Here is a 23,044-nt window from a genome sequence, read left to right as displayed (position 1 = left end):
CAATACAAAACTGAACGGTTCAGTTCAGTAGCATCCATCTCGAATTCGCGCGTCAGCTATGGAGTCGCCCGGTGGACGCCCAGTCACCGAAAGAGGCCCGCGGGGACGCGGCCGAGCAGCCCGCCGGCACCAGCTCGAAGAAGCGCCGCCGGGTGATGTTCCTCGCCACCGTCCTGACCGTCGCCGGTGCGGCCGGAACCTTCTGGTGGCTGCACGGGCTGGGCAAGGAGGAGACCGACAACGCCTTCGTCGAGGGCGACACCCAGATGGTCGCCAGCGAGGTCACCGGACGGGTGATCGCGGTGCATTTCGCCGAGGGATCGGCGGTGATGCAGAACGCGGTGCTGGTCGAGATCGAATCCGCCGACGCGGAGGCCCGCGTGGCCGAGGCGGAGGCCGCGCTGGTGCGCGCCCACGCCGATGCCGCCCGGGCCGAAGCCGACCTGTCCTACAGCGAGGCCGATACCGAGGCCCGCTTGGCCGAAGCGCAGGCGGCGAAGGATCTGGCCGAAAGCACCCTGGCCCAACGCCAGGCCGATGTGACCGCCGCCGAGGCGGAGTCCAGCCAGGCCGCCGCCGACGCGGCACGCTACCGCCAGCTCAGCCGCTCCGACTTCGCCTCCAAGCAGCGGCTGGAATCCGCCGAGGCACGGGCGCGCACCACTGGCGCCCAGGTCAAGGCCGCCCGCAGCGCCGTCGCCGCCGCGCTCGCCGAGGTGCGCCGGGCCGAGGCCGCCATCGAGACGGTGCGGGCCGCCCGCCGCGAGATCGTCGCCCGGGAGGCCGAACGCGACGCCGCCAAGGCCGCCGTGCATGAGGCCGAGGCGTCGCTGCGCGCCGCCCGCGTGGCCCTCGACCACACCAGGATCGTCGCCGCCCATGACGGCACCGTCACCAAGAAGTCGGTGGTGGTCGGCCAGCTCGTGCAGACCGGCCAGGCCCTGGCCTCCGTCGTGTTCGGCCAGCCCTGGGTGGTCGCCAATTTCAAGGAGACCCAGCTCACCGACATGCGGGTCGGCCAGAGCGTCGACATCGCGGTCGACGCCTATCCGGACCTGGTCCTGACCGGTCGGGTCGATACGATCGGCCGGGGTACGGGCTCCTATTTCAGCCTGCTGCCGACCGAGAACGCCACCGGCAACTACGTGAAGGTGGTGCAGCGGGTGCCGGTGAAGATCGTCATCATCGACGGGCTCGACCCGCGGCGGCCGCTGTCGCTCGGCATGTCGGTGATTCCGATCGTGCATGTGGACGACGAGGGAAGCGCTCCCGAATGAGCGACGCGGCGCCTCCCGCCCCCGCCGGGCGGCGCAAGGTCAATCCGTGGATCATCGCCCCGGTGGTGGCGATGGCCGCGTTCATGGAGGTGCTCGACCTCTCCATCGCCAATGTCGCCCTGCCGCATATCGCCGGCAGCCTGTCGGCGTCGCGCGACCAGTCGACCTGGATCCTGACCTCCTATCTGGTCACGAACGCGATCATCCTGCCGCTGAGTGGCTGGCTGTCGACGGTGATCGGCCGCAAGAAGTTCTACATGATGTGCATCGCCGGGTTCGGCGTGGCTTCGCTGCTCTGCGGCCTGGCGCCGACCCTGGAGCTGCTGATCCTGGCGCGCACGCTGCAGGGCCTGACCGGCGGCGGGCTGCAGCCGGTCAGCCAGGCGATCCTGGCCGATACCTTCCCGCCGCATCAGCGCGCCATGGCCTTCGCCATGTACGGAATCTCCGTGGTGTTCGCCCCGGCCATCGGCCCGACCCTGGGCGGCTGGATCACCGACAATTTCAGCTGGCACTGGATCTTCCTGGTCAACGTGCCGGTCTCCATCGTGCTCTGGCTGCTGGTCGAGGCGCTGATCGAGGATCCGGAGGCGGCGAAGGAGGAGGTCAAGCGCCGCCGGGCCGCCGGCATCCGCATCGACTATATCGGCTTCGGTCTGCTCGCCCTGGGTCTCGGCTGCCTGCAGATCCTGCTCGACAAAGGCCAGGAGGAGGACTGGTTCACCTCCCATTTCATCGTGATCATGGCGGTCATCGCGGTGGTCGGGCTGGTCGCCTTCGTGTGGTGGGAGCTCAGCAGCGACGACCCGATCGTCGACCTGTCCCTGCTGCGCGACCGCAACTTCGCGCTCGCCAACGCGATGATGTTCATGCTCGGCTTCGTGCTGCTCGGCTCGACCGCCCTGCTGCCGCAGTTCGTCCAGTCGCTCTACGGCTACACGGCGATGCAGGCCGGCATGGTGCTGTCGCCCGGTGGCTTCATGATCATGGCGGCGATGCCGATCGTCGGCCGGCTCGTCGGCGTGGTGGACGCCCGCTACCTGATCGCCTTCGGCCTGATCTGCTCGGCCTCGGGCCTGATCCTGATGAGCGGCTTCACCCTGGACGTGGACTTCTGGACCATCGCCCATGCCCGGATGCTGCAGGCCGCCGGCCTCGGCTTTCTGTTCATCCCGATCTCGTCCATGGCCTATATCGGCCTGCCGCCGGGCAAGAACAATCAGGCCTCCGCCCTGATCAACCTGTCGCGCAACCTCGGCGGCAGCGTCGGCATCGCCCTGCTGTCCACCTGGCTGGCCCGGGGTTCCCAGACCAACCGGGTGGACCTGATCGGCCATGTCTCGGCCCTCGACCCAGGCTATCTGGAGCGCGTGCGGCAGATCGAGCAGGGGCTGATCGCCAACGGCGCGCCGGCCTCCGAGGCGCACCAGATGGCGCTGGCGGTGATCGCCCGCACCGTGAGCCGGCAGGCGGAGCTGCAGTCCTTCCTGCAGGACTTCACGACCCTGGCGATCGTGTTCTTCGCGCTGATCCCCGCCGTACTGTTCCTGCGCCGCCCGAAACGGCCGCCCGGTCCCTGAGCTGTCGGTGGAGGGATGACGCCGGTCCCTCAGGACGGTAGTGATGGCGGCAAGCACGCCCGCGACCGGATCAGGCGGGCGAACGAAACCGGGAGGAAGACCTTGAAACACGATCTCGACCGCGCCCTGGCGGGCATCTCCGGCATCCTGGTCACTCCCTACGACGCCGACGGCGAGGTCGCGCCGCAGAAGCTGGCGCCGATCGTCGACCGGGTGCTGGGCGCCGGCGTGCACATGCCCGTGGTCAACGGCAATACCGGCGAGTTCTACGCGCTGACCACCGACGAGGCCTGCACCATGGTGCGCGAGGTGGCGGGCCTGGTCGGCGACCGCGCGCCGCTGCTGGCCGGGGTCGGGCGCGGCATCCGCGACGCCTGCCGTCTGGCCAAGGTCTCCGCCGAGGCCGGGGCCTCCGCGCTGATGATCCATCAGCCGCCGGATCCCTTCGTCGCCCCGCGCGGGGTGATCGACTATGTCCGCGCCGTCTCCGACGCCGCCGACGGCCTGCCGATCATGCTGTACCTGCGCAACGACGCCATCGGCACCAAGGCGATCGCCGAGCTCTGCGGCCTGCCCGGGGTAAAGGGCGTGAAATGGGCGACGCCGAACCCGATGAAGCTGGCCGAGGCCATGGCCGCCTGCGATCCGTCGATCACCTGGGTCGGCGGCCTCGCGGAGGTCTGGGCCCCGCCGTTCTACGCGGTCGGCGCCCGCGGCTTCACCTCCGGACTGATCAATGTCTGGCCGGAGCGCTCGGTGGCGATCCACGCGGCTCTCGACGGCGGCGACTACGACACGGCGGGCCGGCTGATCCGCGAGATGCGCGCCTTCGAGGACATCCGGGCGGAGGAGCTGAACGGCACCAACGTCACCGGGGTGAAGGCCGCCCTGCAGGCGCTCGGCATGGATTGCGGCCCGACCCGTCCGCCCTCGGCCTGGCCGCTGACCACGGCGCAGCAGGACCGGCTCCACGCGTTCCTGAAATCCAACAGGCTGGTCTGAGGCCCGGCGAGCCGGACCCCATCGGCCACGTCTTCTCAGTCCATGCCCCAGCCGAAGCGCGACCACAGGCGCTCGTGGCCGTAATACAGGAACATCTTGGTCGCCACCTCGATGCTGGCGATGGAGCTCGCCCAGGCGATGCTGCCGGTGATGAACAGGCTTATGAGAAAGGTGTCGAACGTCGCCGTCACCCGCCAGGTGAGCGTCTTGGCAAGCGAGCGCTTGCGGGATGTGCGCGGACCGTCGGTCATGTTCCTTCTCCTCCCGCCGCAACGGCTCCAGAGGCGTCACGCGGCCGGTGGATGCCGCATTCCGTCTTGCCGCGGCCCCGCCAGCGACCGGCGCGCGGATCCTCTCCGGCGCAGATCCGGTCGGTGCAGGGCGCGCAGCCGATCGAAAGATAGCCTTCCGCCAACAGAGGATGGGGCGGAAGGGCGTGCCGGTCCATGTAGGCGTCCATATCCGCCGGCCGCCAGCCGAGCAGCGGGTTGATCTTGATCCGCCCCTCCGCCGCCTCGATCGGCTTCAATCCGGCCCGGTCGGCGCTCTGATAGGCCTTGCGGCCGGTGATCCAGGCCTCGAAGCCGGCGTGTCCTCGATCCAGCGGGGCGACCTTGCGCACGAAACAGCACTGGTCGGGCGCGGTTCGGTGCAGGTCGCCCTCCGGATCGAGGGCGGCGACCTCGTAGGCGGCCGGGGTCAGCGTGCGCACGTCGGTCAGCCCCAGCCGCGCCACCAGCGCGTCGCGATAGGCCAGCGTCTCGTCGAACAGCTTGCCGGTATCGAGGAACAGCACCGGCGTCGCCGGCTCGATCTCCGCCACCATGTGCAGCAGCACCGCCGCCTCCGCCCCGAAGGACGAGGTCAGCGCCGCCCGGCCGCGAAACGCGTGGCGCAGCAGCGGACGCAGCAGGTCGGCGCCCTGCAGGGCGCCATATCGGCTCAGCAGTCGGGCGACCCGGCGGTCGATCCGGTGGCCGACCTGGCGGTCGAGAGGCTCCGGGGCCGGAGCGAGGTCGTATCGGGAGTCCTGGCGCTGACGCATGGGTCACCTCCACAAGCTGGCGGGCCCACGGAGTCTTCCCCGTGGCGCTTTAGCGGTTGGTGACGCGGCCGCAAGCTGCCCTTCAAATCGCCGCGCCGGCCCTGAACCCAGAGCCGGATAGTCAGTGGTTCAGCGTTCGACGAACGCCTTCTCGATCACATAGCTGCCGGGACCGGAATTGTTGCCCATGGCGAAGCCCAGGCCCTCGACCCAGTCGGTCATCTCGTCCAGCATCGCCGGGCTGCCGCACAGCATGAGGCGGTCGCTGTCCGGATGCAGGGGCGACAGCCGCAGGTCCTTGAACAGCTTGCCCTGACGCATCAGGTCGCTGATCCGGCCGCGCGGGTCGTGATCCTCGCGGGTGACCGTGGGGTAGTAGGAGAACTGCTCCTGGACCTGCTCGCCGACCAGCGGATGCTCCTTGAGGTCCTGGCGCAACAGGTCGCCATAGGCCAGCTCCGAGGCGTACCGGCAGCCATGGGCCAGCACCACCCGGTCGAACTTCTCGTAGACCGTCGGATCCTTGATCAGCGACAGGAACGGGGCCAGGCCGGTGCCGGTCGACAGCATGTACAGCACCTTGCCCGGCAACAGGTTCTCGGTCAGCAGCGTGCCGGTGGGCTTGTTGCCGACGAGCACCTTGTCGCCGACGGCCAGGTGCTGGAGGCGCGAGGTCAGCGGTCCGTCCGGCACCTTGATCGAGAAGAACTCCAGGTCCTCCTCGTAATTGGCGCTCGCCATGGAATAGGCGCGCACCAGCGGCTTGCCGTCGATCTCCAGCCCGATCATCGCGAACTGGCCGTTCTCGAAGCGGAAGGCCGGGTCGCGGGTGGTGCGGAAACTGAACAGGGTGTCGGTCCAGTGGCGGACGTCCAGCACGGTCTCGGTGCGAAATGCGCTCATCTGCGGCCTCGTCGATACGGTTCCGGGGAGCAGGGCGGACGCCGGAGCGCGCCGCCCAAATTCATTCGTACACATACGATACTGATGCGCCACGAGATGTCACATAGATAACGGCCGGCGCTGAAAAATCCATTCAAACCGGCGGTTTACCGGCAGAAAGAACGGGCAGGTCACGGCCGCAGGGAGGCCGCGACAGATCCATTCCGCCGCGCCGGAGAGCGGTGACCGTTACGTTCCGGCGTCAGGCGAGTTTGATTTCCCGGTAACCGGCCCTGGCGACCGCGTCGCAGCGCTCGCGGTAGGCGACGGCGCTGCCGCTGTAGCGGGCCAGGATGCGCTCGGTCTTGCCGGCGTTGCGGTTCACGCCGGTCATCCAACTGTCGACCTCGTTGGACAGCAGCCCCTCGCCGGCTTGGCGCACGGTCTCGGTCCAGTCGGCCACCGCCCGGGCCGTGGTGGCGGCGTAGGTGATGTCCTTGTCGCGCATATGCGCCATCAGGCCGGTCACCCAGTCGACGTTGTACTCGATGCTGCGCGGAATGTTGCCGAGCGCGGTATGCGGGCCGACCAGCATGAACATGTTGGGGAAGCCCTCCACCATCACGCCGAGGAAGGTCTTCGGTCCGCCGGCCCAGCGCTCCTTCAGGCTCTGCCCGCCCTCGCCGCGGAAGTCGATGCGGTCGAAGCTGCCGGTGATCGCGTCGAAGCCGGTGGCGTAGATGATCATGTCGAACTCGAACGCCTCCTCACCCGTCTCCAGACCGGTGGGGGTGATCCGTTCGATCGGGGTTGAGAGCGCGTCGACCAGGCGCACGTTCGGCTGGTTGTAGACCTCGTAGTATTTGGTCTCCAGCGGCACGCGGCGGGTGCCGAAGCCGTGATCCTTGGGGATCAGCAGGTCGGCCACGGCCGGGTCGCTCACCCGCTGGCGGATCTTCTTCGCCACGAAGTCGGACAGCATCCTGTTGGCCGTCCGATCGATCATCACGTCGCGGAAATTGCCCTGCCAGATGCCGAAGCCCGGTTCGCTGTAGCGCTGTTCCCAGAACGCCTCGCGCTCTTCGTCGGATACCTCCAGGGCGCTGCGCGGGTCGGGGGTGTGCAGGAAGCAGGCGAAGGTCTCGCGGCAGCGCTGGAAGATCTCCGGATAGCGCGCCTTCAGGGCCGGCTGTTCCTCGGCGGTGATCCTGGCGTTGTGCAGCGGCGCACACCAGTTCGGCCGGCGCTGGAACACGGTCAGGGTCTTGGCGGTCTTGGCCACCTCCTGAATGGTCTGCACGCCGGTCGCGCCGGTGCCGATGACGGCCACCCGCTTGCCCTCGAAGCTGACCGGCTCCTTGGGCCACAGACCGGTATGGAAGTACTCGCCGGTGAACTCCTCGATGCCGGGGATGCGCGGCATGGTCGGCGAGGAGAGCGGGCCGATGGCGGTGACCATGAAGCGCGCCCGGTAGCGATCGCCGCTCTCCAGGGTCACGGCCCAGGACCGGGTGTCATCGTCGTACTGAGCCGACGCCACCCGGGCGGAAAAGCGGATGTCGCGGCGCAGGTCGAGCTTGTCGGCGACGAAGTTCAGGTAGCGCAGGGTCTCAGGTTGGGCGGCGAAATGCTCCGACCAGTCCCAGGCGTCCAGCAGCTCCTGGTCGAAGGAATAGGCGTAGGAATAGCTCTCGCTGTCGAAGCGGGCGCCCGGGTAGCGGTTCCAGTACCAGGTGCCGCCGACGCCGGTGCCGGCCTCCAGCACGACGACCTTCAGGCCGAGCCCGCGCAGCCTATGAAGCTGGTACATGCCGGAGATCCCGGCGCCGATGATGACGACGTCGCAGTCGAGCTCGGCGGCGGACGCGGTTGCGGTGGAGGATACGGGGGCGGGACCGGTACGGTCGGACGGGGCTGTCTGGCTCATGATGGCGAAACCAAAGCAGCCCGCCGGGCGGCCGACAAGATACTGAATGTGCTGCAGCGCGGTAGACGCGGGGTAAAGGGGCGGTACACCGGGGCGGGGGGATGCTCACTCCGGCGCTTCCCCCCCGCACCATCGTCTTCCCGGCCTTGCGCCGGGACCGAGGAAAGGGACCGCCGGAACGCCTCAGGACATAGCTCGAAACGCTGCGGCAGCGGCGCCCTGGGCCCCGGCGTGAAGCGGATATATGAATAAGGGGGGAGAGATCGGCAAGGGTTGTGCGGCGACGCGCGGCTCGAGAAGCAGGCGCCTGGCGCCCTATTCCACGAACCGATGGTCCATCGACAGCGCCGGTTGCTCGCAATTGCTGCCGCGCACGACCTTTGCCGGCACCCCGGCCACCGTGCAGTGGGCCGGCACGTCGCTCAGCACCACGCTGCCGGCGCCGACGCGGGAGCATTCGCCCACCTCGATATTGCCCAGCACCGTCGCCGACGCGCCGAGCAGGGCGCCGCGGCGGATCTTCGGATGCCGGTCGCCGGTCTCCTTGCCGGTGCCGCCGAGGGTGACGTTGTGCAGCATCGACACCTCGTCCTCGATCACCGCGGTCTCGCCGACCACCACGGAGGTGGCGTGGTCGATCATGATGCCGCGGCCGATCAGGGCGGCCGGGTGGATGTCGACCCCATAGACCTCGGAGATCCGGGACTGCAGATAGAAGGCGAGCGCCTGGCGGCCGTGTCCCCACAGCCAGTGGGCCACGCGGTAGGCCTGGATCGCCTGGAAACCCTTGAAGTACAGAAACGGCTCCAGATAGCTGTTGCAGGCGGGGTCGCGTTCGAACACCGCCGACAGGTCGGCGCGCACCGCCGCCCCCACCGTGTCGTCGCCATGCACCGCCCCGTCCACCGTCTGACGCAGCGACAGGGCCGAGATCGCCTCGGATCCCAGCTTCTGCGACAGGTGGAAGGCGAGCGCATGCTCCAGCGTGTCATGGGCCAGGACGGTGGCGTGCAGGAAGCTGGCGAGCGCCGGCTCGTCGCGCGCGGTCTTCTCGGCATCCTGACGCAGGGAGGACCAGATCGGATCCAGATCCGGCTGCGCCTGCCGTGGCGAGAAGGACGTGTCCGGCATCCTCTGATCCTCCTGTATCGGCAGACGCGCCCCGCAAAGGGACCGCCCGCTCATCCATGACGTTGGGCCGCACTATACCTGTTTCAAGCGCCGGAATTAACCGCGCGTTGGAACGAGTGCTTTGCGATGACTCCGCGACTTCTGGCACGCTGTCCAGTCGTCGCCATGCGACTTGTCGCCGACCTCTATGATCTGCTTGGCAACGGTTGTCATGGCAACTATATTTGCCCTCCATGGAACGCACAGACCTGCACCGGAACTTCGGGTTCCTCGTCCACGACGTCGCCCGACTGATGCGGGTGGCGTTCGACCGTCGCGGCAAGGAGCTCGGGCTGACCCGCTCCCAATGGTGGGTGCTGACCGCCCTCTATGCCAAGGAGGGCATGGCCCAATCCGAACTCGCCGCCTTCATGGAGTTGGAGAAGGCCACGCTCGGCCGCCTGCTCGACCGGCTGGAGGACAAGGGCTGGGTCGAACGCCGGCCCGACCCGGTCGACCGGCGCATCAAGCGCGTGGTGCTGACCGAGAAGGTCCAGGGGCTGATGCGCGAGTTGCGCGGCATCGCCGCCGACATCCGTAGCGACGCCATGAAGGGCCTCACCCGCGAGGAGCACGAGGCCTTCATCGATACCCTGCTGAAGATCAAGACCAACCTCTACGCCTTCGACGAACTGGCGGGCCCGGCGGCGCAGGCGGAGGCGGCCGATGACTGACATCGAGAAGAATGACGGCGCCAACCCCGGCGGAAACCAGGGCGGCAACCAGGGCGTCGTGCCCTCCGAGGACGGCCCGATTACCGCCCACAGCGCCCGGCCCAGGCGCCGGCGCGGCCGCTGGGTCAAGCGGCTCGTCCTGCTGGTGGTCATCCCGGTCCTCGCCCTGGTCGGCGCGTCCTATCTCTATGCCGTCACCGGGCGGTTCGTGACCACCGAGAACGCCTATGTGAAGGCGCATATCATCGCCGTCTCCACCGATATCGACGGTCGGGTGACCGAGGTCTTCGTGAGGAACGATCAGCGGGTGAAAGCCGGCGAGCTGCTGTTCCGTCTCGACCCGGACACCAACTGGCTGGAGTTGAAGTCGGCCGAGGCGCGGATGCTGACCGTCCGCCAGGAGGTCGAGGCGACCCGGGCCGAGTTCCATCAGGTTCAGGCCGAGATCGACGAAGCGCGCGAGACCGTCTCCTATTTCGCCCGCGAGGCCGACCGCCAACGCCAGCTCAACAAGCGCGGCGTCACCACCGAGGCGCGGCTGGACGAGGCCGAGTTCGAGGTCGCCTCCGCCCGCCAGCGGGTGCGCGCCCTGCAGGAGAAGGTGCGCACGGTCCTGGCCGAACTCGGCGGCGACCCGGAGCGCGCGGTCGAGCTGCATCCCAAATACATCGAGGCGCAGACCGCCCGCGAAGTCGCCGAACTGCATCTCGGCTATACCGAGGTCCGCGCCCCGGCCGACGGCATCGTCACCCAGGTCCATCTGGAGCCGGGCGAGTGGCTGGAGGAGGGCGACCCCGCCTTCGGCCTGATCGAGGCCGACGACACCTGGGTGGTGGCGAACCTGAAGGAGACCCAGCTCACCCATGTGCGCGAGGGCCAGGTCGTGGAGGTCGGGATCGACGCCTATCCGGACGTGACCTGGAAGGCGCGGATCACCTCGATCGCGCCGGCCACCGGGGCGGAATTTGCGGTGCTGCCGCCGCAGAACGCCTCGGGCAACTGGGTGAAGGTGGTGCAGCGCATCCCGGTGCGGATCGACCTGGAGACGGTCGAGGGCCGCCCGACCCTGCGCGCCGGCATGACCGCGTCGATCTCGATCGACACCGAGCGCGAGCGCGCGCTGCTCACCACCGTGCGCGAGTCGCTGGCCGCCCTGCGCGGGCCGGATGGCGAGGCGGCCCAGTAACCCTGGGCGACGCCGGCTGTCACCGGATGGTCATCTCCTCGGTGTAGTAGGATACTCCCCACGTCCTTCCGATCCCCGGAGTGTTCCCATGCCCGCGCCGAAAGTTCTGGTCGTCGTCTTCGACGGCCTGCGTCCCGATCACGTCACGCCGAACCAGGCCCCGAACATCCACGGCTTCGCCACCGGCGGCGTGTGGATGCGCAACACGGGCTCGGCCTTCCCGAGCGAGACGCGGGTGCAGGTGACCACGTCGATGACCGGGCATCCGCCGGCCGGTCACGGGATCATGGCCAATGCCTTCTACGATCCGGCGCTGGGTTTCTCCTCGGCGATGGACACCTCCGACGACGAGCGCATGCGCGCCGCCGATAAGATTTACGGCAGGCTGATCGCCGCGCATCACCTGAGCGAAATCCTGTGGGGTGCGGGGCGCAAGTTCGCCGCCGTCACCACCGGCAAGGTCGGCAACGCCCGCCTGCTGGCCGGCCGCGCCGCCGAGCTGAACCAGCCCGTGCTGTCGATCTGGGGCGACGCGATCTCCACCCCGGCCGCCAATTTCGCCAAGGTGGTCGACCGCTTCGGACCGGTGCCGGAGCAGGTCTTCCCCAATACCGGCGTGGCCGACTGGGCGGTGAAGGTGCTGCTGGAGCACACGATCCCCGACCACGATCCGGACGCCTGCGTGCTGTGGCTGAACGAGCCGGACCTGTCCTATCACTACCGCGGCCTCGCCAGCGGCGACGGCCAGAGCGCGATCGGCGCGGTCGATGCCGGCTTCGGCCGCATCCTCGACTGGTGGCGCGCGGAGGGCCGCGACGCCGGCTGGAACATCATCGCCATGTCCGACCACGGCCATGTCACCGTGGAAGGCCAGCTCAGCGTCGCCGAGGCGCTGACGGCCGAAGGCCTGAAGGTCGGCAAGGCGCTCGGCCCCGATGTCGACTACGCCCTGAAGCCCGGCTACTCCGCCCATATCGCCGTGCGCGACCGCGACCCCGCGCTGATCGCCCGGCTGGTGGAGACCCTGCAGGCCCAGGACTGGTGCGGCCCGATCATGACCCGGGCCGGCGCCGGCGACGACGGCACCCTGCCGATCTCGGTGGTGAACTGGGACAGCCCGCGCGCCGCCGACGTGGCCTTCACCCTGCGGTCCTGGGACCGGGACAGCGACGGCGGGCTGCCCGGCGTGATCCTGGCCGACAACCCGGACATTCCGCTGGGCGGCGGCATGCATGGCGGCCTGAACCGGCGCGAGCTGAACCACTGTCTGTTCCTCGGCGGCGACAGCTTCCGCAAGGGCGTGGAGATCGAAACGCCCAGCGGCACGATCGACGTCTCGCCGACCATCCTGAAGACCCTCGGCCTGCCCCAGCACCCGCTGATGGCCGGTCGTCCCATCGAGGAGGCCTTCGCCGTCGGCGACCCCGCACCCGACGTTTCGGAGCAGGTGCACGAGGCCGGCCGCGGCGGCTACGCCCAGAAGATCGTGACGGCGACCGTCGGCGGCGCGAAGCGGCCGTATCTGCGCTGGGGTATGCGGACGACCTGACCGGTTTATCTTGAAGGGATGCGGATCCTTTTTCTCGCCCTGCTGCTGGTTTCGACACCGAGCGTTCTCGCGGCGCAGGGATGGCTGCGCGGCGACGGCACCCCGTCCTCCCGGAGCGAGCTGAACCAGGCGGCGGTCCGGGCGGTCTTCGTCCTGATCGGGGAGACCCACGACAACCCGCACCACCACGCCGCCCAGGCGGCCCTGCTGCGGACCATGACCGCGTCCGGCCGGCGCCCGGCGGTGGTCTGGGAGATGGTGCCCCGCGACCGGCAGGACGCCGTGGACGCCTGGGCATCGGGAGCGACGGCGCGGTCGCCCGACGCCTTCGCCGAAGCCGTCGGCTGGGCCGAGAGCGGCTGGCCCGACTTCACCCTCTACCGACCGATCTTGTCGGCCGCCATCGACGCCCGGCTGCCGATGGTCGCCGGCGGGCTGGAGCGCGAGGCGACCCGGGCGGTGGCGCAGGGCGGTCTCGCCGCCCTGACCGCGGAGCGTCTCGCGTCCTGGGGTCTCGACCGGCCGCTCCCGCCTTCGGCGACGCAGGCTCACCTGGACGCGGTGTACGAGGGCCATTGCCGGCTGGTCCCCCGGACGCAGTTGGGATCCATGGTGGATGTCCAGGCCGCCCGCGACGCCTCCATGGCCGCCGCCATGGTCGAGGCGGCAGAGTCTGGAGACGGCGCGGTGCTGATCGCAGGACGCGGCCATGTCCGCACGGATATCGGGGTGCCCCTGTTCCTGCGCCGCCTCGCCCCCGACACACCGGTCGTCGCCGTCGGCCTGAGCGAAGGACATGCGGATGGCGGGTTCGACTATCTGCGCGCCTTTCCGTCGCCGGAGCGGGTCGATCCGTGCGTCGCCCTGCGGAAACGGTTCTCCGGCAGGAAATAGCGGACTCCGCTTGCCCTATCGGGACGTTTCCCGTATATCCCCGCCTTCCCGCTCCGGACCTGTGCCGGGGATGGGCCGTCGCGTCTGGGCGAACAAGGGCTGCCCGGCCGACGAGAAGTCGAGACGTCGAGACCAAAGGAGCGACAAAATGCCCAAGATGAAGACGAAAAGCAGCGTCAAAGGCCGCTTTCGCACGACGGGGTCCGGAAAGATCAAGGGCAACGTCGCGTACAAGCGCCACATGCTGCGCCGCCGTTCCCAGAAGATGAAGCGCCAGGCCCGCGGGACCTTCGTATTGGCCGAGGCCGATCAGAAGATCGTCAAGCGGTTCATGCCCTACGGTTGAGGAGCGGATAGATGGCACGAGTTAAGCGGGGCACCACTGCGCATGCCCGCCACAAGAAGGTCACGGACGCCGCCAAGGGCTACTATGGCCGTCGCAAGAACGTCTTCCGGATCGCCGTCCAGGCGGTCGAGAAGGGCCAGCAGTACGCCTACCGGGATCGCCGGGTCCGCAAGCGCGATTTCCGCGCTCTCTGGATCCAGCGCATCAACGCCGGTGTGCGTCAGTACGGCATGACCTATTCGCGGTTCATGAACGGCCTCAAGCTCGCCGGCATCGAACTGGACCGTAAGGTCCTGTCCGATCTGGCGATCCACGAGCCCGCCGCGTTCAAGAGCATCGTCGATCAGGCCGAGGCCGCGCTGAAGGCGTAACGCCGGACGCAGATCGAGACGAATTGGGAGGGCCGGTCGCAGGATCGGCCCTTTTCCTTTGCCGGCCGGCCCTCACCGGAACCGCAGCAGGACCTCGTTGCGCCGGAGAACGCCCGGCGTCCACGGATCGTCGTAATAGGCCAGCAGCGGCGGCCCCTCGGGCTCCAGCCCCTGCCCGGCCAGCCAGTCGCGCAGCCGTGCCTCGTGCTCCGCGAAGTCCGCGTCGTCGGCCCAGCCGCTGAACCGGATGGCGGCGAGCCGCATCGGCGGCCAGCGGTCGAGCGCCACCTCCCCGCCGGCCGGGCGCGGCAACGCGTCCAGCGCATACTGCGACGGCATCACGAAACGGACCCGCCACGCGCCGCCGCCGTTGCCTTCGGTCGGCTGCTGGATCACCGGCGCGGTCATCGCGATGCGTTCGCCGTCGCGGTCCTTGGCAAAGATGTAGCCGGCCAGCGCCCGGAAGCCCTGGCGCACGCCCTCCTGCCGGTCACCCGCCGTCACCGCCTCCGCCACCACCATCGCCGGGTAATCGCGCAGCTCGATATCGCCGTCGGCCTCGACCACCGTATAGGCCGGCTGTTCCACGCTATGAGTCACCCAGTACCATCCTCCCGCCAGCGAGACGGCCAGCACGCAGATCGCCGCCACCGCGGCGATGGTGGCCTTCTTGCCCCGTCCCATCCGCTTCCCGTTCTCCACGCTTCCTCCTGCCCTGCAGCCCGTGGGCGCGACACAGATGTGGGGCGAAACCGGCCGCCGTCGAACCCGCCCGGGCCTGCCCGACCGGCGCGCGTCCGGGTCATGGCGCCTGAGGGCTCGCAAAACCGTTGGCGACCCGCTAAAACGGCGCCCACCGGACCGGGAAACGGGCACAGACTGATGGCAAATATCGAAGCGTTAGAGGCCGAACTGCTGGCCGAGGTGGAGCGTGCGGGGGATCTCGACGCGCTGGAGCAGGTGCGGGTCGCCGCCCTGGGCAAGAAAGGGCGACTGACCGCCGAGATGAAGACCCTCGGCGGCATGGACCCGGAGACCCGCAAGGAAGCCGGCCAGGCGCTGAACCGGATCAAGGACCGGGTGGCCGGCGCCCTCGATGCGCGCAAAGGCGAGCTGGCGGCCGCCGCGCTGGACACCCGCCTCGTCGCCGAGCGGATCGACGTCTCCCTGCCGGCGCGCCCGGAGATGAAGGGCCGCATCCACCCGATCACCCAGACCATCGACGAGCTGACCGCGATCTTCGCCGAGATGGGCTTCGTGGTCGCCGAAGGGCCGGATATCGAGAGCGACTACTATAACTTCGAGGCGCTCAACTTCCCGCCGGACCATCCGGCGCGCCAGGACCACGACACCTTCTATCTGACGCCGGACGCCAACGGCGAGCGAAAGGTCCTGCGCACCCACACCAGCCCGGTGCAGATCCGCACCATGGAGAAGCAGACCCCGCCGATCCGCATCATCGTGCCGGGCCGCACCTTCCGCTCCGACCACGACGCCACCCACTCGCCCATGTTCCATCAGGTCGAGGGGCTGGTGATCGACAAGATCAGCCATATGGGCCACCTGAAGGGCTGCCTGACCGATTTCTGCCGGGCCTTCTTCGGCATCGACGACCTGCCGCTGCGCTTCCGGCCGAGCTACTTCCCGTTCACCGAACCCTCGGCCGAGGTCGATATCGGCTGCTCGCGCGCCGGCGGCGAGCTGAAGATCGGCAATCACGGCGACTGGCTGGAGATCCTCGGCTCCGGCATGGTGCACCCCAACGTGCTGCGCTATGCCGGGATCGACCCGACCGAGTACCAGGGCTTCGCCTTCGGCATGGGGATCGAGCGGATCGCCATGTTGAAATACGGCATCCCCGACCTGCGCCCATTCTATGACAGCGACCTGCGCTGGATGCGCCATTACGGCTTCGTGCCGCTGGCCCAGCCGACCATCGCCGGAGGCCTCTGAGCCATGAAGTTCACCCTGTCCTGGCTGAAGGATCATCTGGACACCGACGCGTCGCTCCAGGAGATCACCGACCGGCTCACCATGCTCGGCCTCGAGCTTGAGGAAGTGGAAGACCGCGCCGCCGCCTTCGCCGCGTTCCGCGTCGCCCATGTGGTGGAGGCGGTGCAGCACCCGAATGCCGACCGCCTGCGGGTCTGCAAGGTCGATGCCGGCGACGGTATCGTGCAGGTGGTCTGCGGCGCGCCGAACGCCCGCACCGGCATGAAGGGCGTCTTCGCCCCGCCGGGCAGCTACGTGCCGGGCACCGACCTGCTGCTGAAGCCGGGCAAGATCCGCGGCGAGGACAGCAACGGCATGCTGCTGTCGGAGCGCGAGCTCGGCCTGAGCGACAATCACGACGGCATCATCGACCTGCCGGACGACGCGCCGGTCGGCCAGGCCTATGCCGCCTATGCCGGGCTGGACGACCCGATCATCGACATCGCCATCACCCCGGACCGGGCCGACTGCCTCGGCGTGCGCGGCATCGCCCGCGATCTCGCCGCCTCCGGCCTCGGCACCCTGAAGCCGCTGGACACCTCGCCGGTCGAGGGTACGTTCGCCAGCCCGCTGCGCTTCGATATCGACCTGCCGGCCGACCAGGCGCATCTCTGCCCGGCGGTCAGCGGCCGCTATTTCCGCGGCGTGAAGAACGGCCCGTCCCCGGCCTGGATGCAGGACCGTCTGCGCGCCGTCGGCCTGCGCCCGATTTCCGCCCTGGTCGACATCACCAACTACATGATGCTCGATCTCGGCCGGCCGCTGCACGCCTATGACGCCAAGAAGCTGCACGGCAACCCGACGATCCGACTGGCCAGGGACGGCGAGACCTACCGCGCCCTGAACGGCAAGGACTACACCTTCGAGGCCGGCATGCTGGTGATCGGCGACGCGAACGGCGTCGACGATCTCGCCGGCATCATGGGCGGCGAGCGCACCGGCGTGGACGACGACACCACGGACATGTTCCTGGAGGTCGCGATCTTCGACGAAACCTCCGTGGCCGCCACCGGGCGCAAGCTCGGCGTGCTATCCGACGCCCGCTACCGGTTCGAGCGCGGCCTCGATCAGACCGGCCCCTGGTGGGGGGCCGAGGTCGCCGCCCGCATGGTGCTGGATATCTGCGGCGGCGAGGTCAGCGAGACCGTCCTGAACGGCGAGGGGCGCGACTGGCGCCGCAAGCTGCCCCTGCGCCATTCCCGCATCGCCGCCCTGTGCGGCGTCGAGGTGCCGGAGGCCGAAGCCCAGCGCATCCTCACCACCCTCGGCTTCGAGGTGGAAGGGTCGGGCGAGACCATGAGCGTCACCCCGCCGCCGTGGCGCGGCGACGTGGAGGGCGAGGCCGATCTGGTGGAAGAGGTCGTCCGGGTCCACGGCTACGACAGGATCGCGCCGGTCTCCATGGAGCGCACCAGCGTGGTCGGCCAGCCGGCCCTGACCGCCGAGCAGAACCGCCGCCGCCTCGCCAAGCGGGCGCTTGCCGGCCGCGGCATGATGGAGGCGGTGACCTTCTCCTTCCTGCCGGCCAAGCATGCAGAGCTGTTCGGCGGCGGGGCACCGGCCCTGCATCTGGTCAATCCGATCAGCGCCGACCTGGACGTGATGCGCCCGTCGATCCTGCCGAATCTGCTGGCCGCCGCCGCGCGCAACGCCAATGCCGGCTATCCGGACATCGCCATGTTCGAGGTCGGCCCGGAATATGCCGGCGACCGGCCGGAGGATCAGTCCCAGGCCGCCGTCGGGCTGCGGGTCGGCCGCACCGGACCGCGCGACTGGCGCAAGGCCGACCGGGCGGTGGACGCCTTCGACGCCAAGGCCGACGTGCTCGACCTGCTGGAGATGCTGGAGGCGCCGGTGGCCAACCTTCAGGTCTCCACCGACGCGCCGGACTGGTACCACCCGGGCCGCTCCGGCTGCCTGCGTCTCGGGCCGAAGGTCATGGCCCGGTTCGGCGAGCTGCACCCGCGCATCCTGGCGGCCTTCGACGTGAAGGGTCCGGCGGTGGCCTTCGAGGTGCTGCTGGACAACGTGCCGATGCCGAAGCGCAAGGGGCCGCAGCGCCCGCTGCTGGAGCGCATCCCGTTCCAGCCGGTGGCCCGCGACTTCGCCTTCGTGGTGGCGACGGACGTGCCGGCGGACAGGATCGCCCGGGCGGCGGCCGGCGCCGACAAGGCGCTGATCGACGGGGTCCATGTGTTCGACGAATACACCGGGCCGGGCCTTGCCGAGGGTACCAAGTCGATCGCGGTGGAGGTCATCCTGCAGCCACGCGACGCCACCCTGACCGACGAGCAGATCGAGGCGGTCTCCGCCAAGATCGTCGCCAATGTGGAGAAGCAGACCGGCGGCGTGCTGCGGGGCTGACCGGCCCCGCCCTCACCGCTCCGCGCGCCGGTACTTCACCATGAACACGAACGGGATGATGGCGAAGCAGGTGGCGGCGTAGAGGTAGAAGGCGTTGATGTAGCCCAGCATCACCGCCTGCCGCCGCATCTCCGCCCCCAGCCCGGCCAGCGCCCGCTCGCTGTCGGTCGGCCAGTCGCCGCGCAGGCCGAACAGCGTGTTCGCTTCGGCGAAGATCGACACGAAGGGCACGAGCTCCGTGTAGCCGGCCGCCGTGGTACGGATGACCAGCGCGATGGTCACCGAGATGAAGATCGACGAGCCGACATTGCGGATCAGGTGGTAGATCGCCGTCGCCTCGTTCATGAAGGCCTTGTCGAGGGTGCGGAAAGTGATCAGCGTGATCGGCACCCAGATGAACCCGACCCCGAACCCGGCCAGCAGGCTGGTCCAGGCCAGCGCGAAGGGCGACAGGTTGATGTCGAACCCGCCCATATAGGCGGCGGCCACCCCTTGAAGCACAAAGCCGATGGTCAGCAGCAGGCGCGGGTCGAACAGCCGGTTGATGAAGGCCATCACCACCGAGGCGACCAGGGTGCCCAGGCCGCGCAGGGCCATGAACACGCCGATCTCCGCCTCCGGATAGCCCTGGATGTTCGCCATCATCGGCGGGAACAGCACCATCGGCGTCCACAGGATCATGCCGAACAGGAACATGATGGTACAGCCGATGGCGTAGTTCCGGTCGCGGAACATGGCGAGGTTCAGGAACGGCTTCTCCGCCGTCGCCACATGGGCCAGGAACAGATAGAAGGCCAGCGCCGCGACGATCGCCTCGATCATGATCTCCGGCGATTCGAACCAGTCGAGCCGCTGGCCCCGGTCCAGCATGAACTGGAACGAGGCGATGGCCACCGACAGGGTGAGGAAGCCGAACCAGTCCAGCCGCATCGCATTGGATCGCCGGCGGTCCTGGATCACCACCGTGATCGCGGTGATGGCGATCAGCCCGAACGGTACCAGCAGGAAGAACACCCAGCGCCAGCCCAGCTCCTCGGCCAGGAAGCCGCCGACGGTCGGACCGATGATCGGGCCGAACACCACGCCCATGGAGAACACCGCCGTCGCCGTGCCGTGCTGGTGGCGCGGGAAAGTGTCCAGGATCGTCGCCTGGGCCAGCGGCACCAGCGGCGCGCCGAACCCGCCCTGCAGGATGCGGTACAGCACCAGCTCCTCCAGGCTCTGCGCCACCCCGCACAGGAACGACGCGGCAGTGAATCCGACCGCACACCAGAACATCAGCGAGCGCCGGCTGAACCGCGAGGCGAGCCAGCCCGAGGCCGGCGTCATCACCGCCGTGGCGACGATGTTGAAGGTGACGACCAGGGCGATCTGGTCGGTGGTGGCGGCGAAGGTGCCCTGCATCTTCGGCAGCGCCACGTTCGCGATCATCACCGTCATCGTGTAGAGCATCGTCACGAAGGTGAGCGATACCAGGATGACGGCGCGCTGCGCGAAGCTGGTCCCGGCGGCGTCGGGCAATGCGGATGGGACGGCGGTCGCCATGCGCCCGTGCACCCTCCTCCCTTGTTCGGTCTTCTTTTGATCTTTTGACCATCATGGCATGTTCGGCGGCGGCCCGTTACCCGTTGAAAAGCCCTCGTGGCGGCAGCAGCGCTTGCCTGCACGGCACGCTTCGGTAAGGTGCGGGACACGTGGGGGGATGACCCGATCACCCTTAAGCCGAAGGAGACGTCGATGCGCCGACTGGCGTTCGCCGCAAGCATTATCGGAGCGATCATGACGACCGACACCAACGGGGCAGCCGCCGCCGGTCCTGAGAACACGCTGATCATGGAGCTGAAGGACGGGCCCGTGGTCATCGAGCTGCGCCCCGACCTGGCGCCGAACCACGTCGACCGCATCAAGGAGCTCACGCGCGAGGGCTTCTACGACGGCGTCGTGTTCCACCGCGTGATCGAAGGCTTCATGGCCCAGACCGGCGACCCGACCGGCACCGGCCGGGGCGGTTCCGACAAGGACGACCTGCGCGCCGAGTTCACCGACACCAATTTCAGCCGCGGCACCATCGGCATGGCCCGCACCCAGGCGCCGCACAGCGCCAACAGCCAGTTCTTCATCTGCTTCAACGACTGCTCGTTCCTGAACGGCCAGTACACCGTGTGGGGCCAGGTGACCGACGGCATGGAGCATGTGGACGCCATCGCCCGCGGCGAGCCGCCGCGCAACCCGGACAGCATCGTCTCGATGAAGGTCCAGGCGGACACGCAGTAACAGTCGACCGCGTCCTGGGCGGGTTCCTGCTCGGGGCGCGGTCCGTTCGGATGCCCCTCCCCCGTCATCCTGATGCAAATCAGGAACAGCGGCGCACCGCCGCCGGAATCTTGGTCCTGACTTTCGTCAGGACGACGGGATAGGCTGGTTGGACGTGATCCACACATCGGAGACGGACCATGACCACCCTGATCGCCGGCGGATGCGGCTTCATCGGCCTCGCGGTGGCCGAGCGCTACCTGGAGGACGGCCAGCAGGTCGTGCTGTTCGACCGCAACCCGCTGCATCCGGTGGCCAAGGCCCGGCTCGACGCCCTGCCCGGCTCCTACACCCTGATCCAGGGCGACATCCGCCAGGCCGAGCCCATCGCCCAGGCGATCGGCGACCACAGGGTCGACCAGGTGTTCTACGGCGCCGCCGTCACCTCCGGCCCCGACCGGGAGCGCGAGGCGCCGGAGAGCGTGATCGAGGTCAACCTGGTCGGCCTCGCCCATACCCTGAAGGCCGCCGCCAAGACCGGGGCCAGGCGGCTGATCAACATCTCCTCGGGAGCGGCCTACGGCACCGGCGCGTTCGGCGACACCGGCTGGAGCGGCCCGCTGGACGAGTACGGCACCCGCGAGGAGCCGTTCAAGATCTACGGCATGACCAAGTTCGGCTCCGAGCGGCTGGTGCGGCGCTACGCCGAGCTGACCGATCTGGACACCCGCTCGGTGCGGCTGTCGACGATCTACGGCGCCTGGGAGATCGACAGCGGTGCCCGCGACACCCTGTCGGCGCCGATGCAGGCCGCCCTGCTGGCCCGCGCCGGCGGCACCGCGATCTTCGACCGGCGCGACGCGCTGGACTGGACCTATTCCCGGCATGTCGCCGGCGCCCTGCAGGCCTTGATGGCGACGCCGACCGGGTCCCTGAAGAGCGACCTGTTCAACGTCACTTCGGCCCGACAGGTCAGCGTCATGGACATGTGCGCCCCGCTGGCCGAGGCGTTCCCGGGCTTCTCCTACCGCCTGGCCGAACCCGGCGAGACGGCGACGGTCAACCTGTGGTCCGACCAGGACCGCTTCCCCATGAAGCCGGACCGGCTGGCGACCGAGGCCGGCCACCGGCTGCCCGACGACCTTGCCGCGACCATGGCCGACTTCATCGGCTGGATCCGCGACCATGGCACTTTCTGGGACCGAAGCTGACGCCGAGCGTCGGCGCGGGCGTCTCGTCGGCTTCGCACTCGCCCTGGCGGCGACGGTGGGGCTCGGCCTCGCCATCGCCGTCGCCCGGATCGCCTTCGAGGGCGGCACCAACGGCCAGTCCGTCGCCCTGGTGCGGGCCTGGTTCGTAGTCGCCCTGGTGGGCGCGTGGTGCCTCGCCTCGGGCCGCTCCCTGCGGGTCGACCGCACGGCCTGGCTGAACTGCCTGGGGCTCGGGCTGCTGCTGGCCCATATGTTCTTCGGCAATATCGGCGCCGTGCAGTTCATCCCGGTCGGCGTCGCCGCCCTGCTGTTCTTCGTCTACCCGCCGCTGGTCAGCGTCTTCACCGCCCTGCTCGACCGGCGCTGGCCCGGTACCCTGCGGCTCGCCGCCTTCCTGACCGCCTTCGCCGGCCTCGCCGTCATGCTGGGGGAAGGCTTCCACCATCTCGATCCGCGCGGCCTGCTCCTCGGCCTGTCGGCCGGCATCGCCTGCGCGGTCAACGTCACCTGGATCGGCCGGGCGATGGGCGGGCGGGACACCCTGGTGATCATGTTTCACATGGCACTGGTGGCCGCCGTCGCGCTGAGCATCATCGTGCCGGCGACGACCGGGCTGACGGCGCCGGTCACCACCGCCGGCTGGCTCGGCGCGCTCGGCGTGATCCTGCTGCAGGGCTGCTCGATCCCGCTGTATTTCGCCTCGATTCCGCGGATCGGGGCGGAGACCAGCTCCATCGTGAACAACCTGCAGCCGGTGACCTCCATCGTCGCGGCCTATCTGCTGTTCGGCGAGGCGATGACGGCGGCCCAGGGGGTCGGCGCGGCGATGGTGCTCGGCGGCATCGTGGCGCTGCAGCTATCCGGCCGGTTCCGTCCGTCATCCTGACGTCCGTCACTATGACGGCAGCGCCTTCACCCCTCGTCGAACGGGTGCCAGCCGTCGCGCGCCTCGATCTCCAGCACCCAGAGGTCGGGATCGATGCGGCGTTCCTTCTCGATATGGGCGTCGACCTCGTATTCCGGCAGCGGATGCTCGCCCAGGGGGCGGCGCCAGACCATCTTGCCGCTGTCGTAGTCGCGGGTCGGCGCCAGCAGGACGAAGCCGATATCGCGCCCCCGGTTGACCACCACGAAGACCTGTCCGGCATCGTCGTCGCCATGGCGCACCACCGTCGCCGATATGCCGCGCGCGCTGGCCTGACGGATTGCCGCCTGCACGATGATCCCTGCCTTGAGTCGCGGTTCCGTCACACTAACCTCTTCGTTGTGTTCGTCCCGCGAGACGCTGGACCCGAGACGCTGGGCCCGAGACGCTGGGAAC

The 23,044-nt window shown here is 68.9% G+C and carries 22 protein-coding genes; 14 read left to right on the top strand and 8 right to left on the bottom strand.

Annotation, left to right across the window (positions count from 1 at the left end):
* Window positions 1–71 precede the first annotated feature (71 nt).
* From BLS34_RS20075 to BLS34_RS20065, 3 genes are all read left to right on the top strand, one after another.
* A complete protein-coding gene (locus tag BLS34_RS20075) occupies window positions 72–1,277 on the top strand; it encodes an HlyD family secretion protein (protein ID WP_093153213.1) in 1,206 nt (401 codons plus the stop codon).
* A complete protein-coding gene (locus tag BLS34_RS20070; protein WP_028795841.1) occupies window positions 1,274–2,857 on the top strand; it encodes a DHA2 family efflux MFS transporter permease subunit in 1,584 nt (527 codons plus the stop codon). Before BLS34_RS20075 ends, BLS34_RS20070 begins: the two co-directional genes overlap by 4 nt.
* A gap of 102 nt (window positions 2,858–2,959) precedes the next feature.
* Complete coding sequence (locus tag BLS34_RS20065; protein ID WP_028795842.1) at window positions 2,960–3,859, top strand: dihydrodipicolinate synthase family protein; 900 nt, start codon at window positions 2,960–2,962, stop codon at window positions 3,857–3,859.
* A 35-nt stretch (window positions 3,860–3,894) separates the two neighbouring features.
* On the opposite strand, the gene BLS34_RS20060 is transcribed toward BLS34_RS20065, so the two are convergent.
* The 5 genes from BLS34_RS20060 to cysE all read right to left on the bottom strand — a co-directional run bounded on the left by BLS34_RS20060 (window position 3,895) and on the right by cysE (window position 8,844).
* Window positions 3,895–4,110, bottom strand: coding sequence for a DUF2061 domain-containing protein (locus BLS34_RS20060; RefSeq protein WP_028795843.1), 216 nt, complete (start codon window positions 4,108–4,110; stop codon window positions 3,895–3,897).
* Window positions 4,107–4,904, bottom strand: coding sequence for a phosphoadenylyl-sulfate reductase (locus BLS34_RS20055; protein WP_093153211.1), 798 nt, complete (start codon window positions 4,902–4,904; stop codon window positions 4,107–4,109). The genes BLS34_RS20060 and BLS34_RS20055 overlap by 4 nt, the downstream gene beginning before the upstream one ends.
* Window positions 4,905–5,033: 129 nt before the next feature.
* Window positions 5,034–5,807 (bottom strand): ferredoxin--NADP reductase, encoded by a 774-nt coding sequence (locus BLS34_RS20050; protein ID WP_028795844.1) that lies wholly within the window; start codon window positions 5,805–5,807, stop codon window positions 5,034–5,036.
* A gap of 241 nt (window positions 5,808–6,048) precedes the next feature.
* The gene (locus BLS34_RS20045) at window positions 6,049–7,713 is read right to left on the bottom strand and encodes a flavin-containing monooxygenase (RefSeq protein ID WP_084619083.1); all 1,665 of its coding nucleotides are present in this window, start codon (window positions 7,711–7,713) and stop codon (window positions 6,049–6,051) included.
* Window positions 7,714–8,028: 315 nt separating this feature from the next.
* Entirely contained in the window at window positions 8,029–8,844 is an 816-nt protein-coding gene (cysE, locus tag BLS34_RS20040; protein ID WP_093153208.1) for a serine O-acetyltransferase, read from the bottom strand.
* Between the two features lie 233 nt (window positions 8,845–9,077).
* On the opposite strand from cysE, the gene BLS34_RS20035 reads away from it, so the two are divergent.
* The 6 genes from BLS34_RS20035 (at window position 9,078) to rplT (ending at window position 13,903) form a co-directional block, all read left to right on the top strand.
* On the top strand, window positions 9,078–9,557 hold the full coding sequence (locus tag BLS34_RS20035; RefSeq protein WP_038015587.1) for a MarR family winged helix-turn-helix transcriptional regulator: 480 nt from the start codon (window positions 9,078–9,080) through the stop codon (window positions 9,555–9,557).
* Window positions 9,550–10,743, top strand: a complete 1,194-nt coding sequence (locus BLS34_RS20030) for an HlyD family secretion protein (protein WP_093153206.1) — start codon at window positions 9,550–9,552, stop codon at window positions 10,741–10,743. The genes BLS34_RS20035 and BLS34_RS20030 overlap by 8 nt, the downstream gene beginning before the upstream one ends.
* An 88-nt stretch (window positions 10,744–10,831) precedes the next feature.
* Window positions 10,832–12,292 carry an alkaline phosphatase family protein gene (locus tag BLS34_RS20025; protein WP_175474314.1) on the top strand — a complete coding sequence of 487 codons (1,461 nt, stop codon included), beginning with the start codon at window positions 10,832–10,834 and terminating at the stop codon, window positions 12,290–12,292.
* 18 nt (window positions 12,293–12,310) lie between these two features.
* Window positions 12,311–13,186 (top strand): ChaN family lipoprotein, encoded by an 876-nt coding sequence (locus BLS34_RS20020; RefSeq protein ID WP_093153201.1) that lies wholly within the window; start codon window positions 12,311–12,313, stop codon window positions 13,184–13,186.
* 148 nt (window positions 13,187–13,334) lie between these two features.
* Window positions 13,335–13,532 carry a 50S ribosomal protein L35 gene (rpmI, locus tag BLS34_RS20015; RefSeq protein ID WP_028795848.1) on the top strand — a complete coding sequence of 66 codons (198 nt, stop codon included), beginning with the start codon at window positions 13,335–13,337 and terminating at the stop codon, window positions 13,530–13,532.
* A gap of 11 nt (window positions 13,533–13,543) precedes the next feature.
* On the top strand, window positions 13,544–13,903 hold the full coding sequence (gene rplT, locus BLS34_RS20010) for a 50S ribosomal protein L20 (protein WP_028795849.1): 360 nt from the start codon (window positions 13,544–13,546) through the stop codon (window positions 13,901–13,903).
* Between the two features lie 72 nt (window positions 13,904–13,975).
* On the opposite strand, the gene BLS34_RS20005 is transcribed toward rplT, so the two are convergent.
* Window positions 13,976–14,605, bottom strand: coding sequence for an SOUL family heme-binding protein (locus tag BLS34_RS20005; protein WP_215906171.1), 630 nt, complete (start codon window positions 14,603–14,605; stop codon window positions 13,976–13,978).
* A 180-nt stretch (window positions 14,606–14,785) separates the two neighbouring features.
* On the opposite strand from BLS34_RS20005, the gene pheS reads away from it, so the two are divergent.
* A complete protein-coding gene (gene pheS, locus BLS34_RS20000) occupies window positions 14,786–15,856 on the top strand; it encodes a phenylalanine--tRNA ligase subunit alpha (RefSeq protein ID WP_093153197.1) in 1,071 nt (356 codons plus the stop codon).
* Between the two features lie 3 nt (window positions 15,857–15,859).
* On the top strand, window positions 15,860–18,259 hold the full coding sequence (gene pheT / locus BLS34_RS19995; RefSeq protein WP_093153194.1) for a phenylalanine--tRNA ligase subunit beta: 2,400 nt from the start codon (window positions 15,860–15,862) through the stop codon (window positions 18,257–18,259).
* A 12-nt stretch (window positions 18,260–18,271) separates the two neighbouring features.
* Here the strand turns inward: pheT and BLS34_RS19990 are convergent, their stop codons facing one another.
* Complete coding sequence (locus BLS34_RS19990) at window positions 18,272–19,804, bottom strand: DHA2 family efflux MFS transporter permease subunit (protein WP_051245114.1); 1,533 nt, start codon at window positions 19,802–19,804, stop codon at window positions 18,272–18,274.
* Between the two features lie 192 nt (window positions 19,805–19,996).
* Here BLS34_RS19990 and BLS34_RS19985 point away from each other — a divergent pair, with 192 nt between their 5' ends.
* The 3 genes from BLS34_RS19985 (at window position 19,997) to BLS34_RS19975 (ending at window position 22,609) form a co-directional block, all read left to right on the top strand.
* Complete coding sequence (locus BLS34_RS19985) at window positions 19,997–20,533, top strand: peptidylprolyl isomerase (protein WP_028795854.1); 537 nt, start codon at window positions 19,997–19,999, stop codon at window positions 20,531–20,533.
* Window positions 20,534–20,712: 179 nt separating this feature from the next.
* The gene (locus BLS34_RS19980) at window positions 20,713–21,723 is read left to right on the top strand and encodes an NAD-dependent epimerase/dehydratase family protein (RefSeq protein WP_093153192.1); all 1,011 of its coding nucleotides are present in this window, start codon (window positions 20,713–20,715) and stop codon (window positions 21,721–21,723) included.
* On the top strand, window positions 21,698–22,609 hold the full coding sequence (locus tag BLS34_RS19975) for a DMT family transporter (RefSeq protein WP_093153189.1): 912 nt from the start codon (window positions 21,698–21,700) through the stop codon (window positions 22,607–22,609). Before BLS34_RS19980 ends, BLS34_RS19975 begins: the two co-directional genes overlap by 26 nt.
* A 26-nt stretch (window positions 22,610–22,635) precedes the next feature.
* Here the strand turns inward: BLS34_RS19975 and BLS34_RS19970 are convergent, their stop codons facing one another.
* Window positions 22,636–22,974: a DUF1491 family protein gene (locus BLS34_RS19970; protein WP_028795857.1), complete on the bottom strand. Its 339-nt coding sequence runs from the start codon at window positions 22,972–22,974 to the stop codon at window positions 22,636–22,638.
* Window positions 22,975–23,044 lie beyond the last annotated feature (70 nt).

Origin of the sequence: Thalassobaculum litoreum DSM 18839, assembly GCF_900102465.1 — a bacterium.
GTDB classification, from domain to species: Bacteria; Pseudomonadota; Alphaproteobacteria; order Thalassobaculales; family Thalassobaculaceae; genus Thalassobaculum; species Thalassobaculum litoreum.
This window is presented reverse-complemented; position numbering and strand designations above follow the sequence as displayed.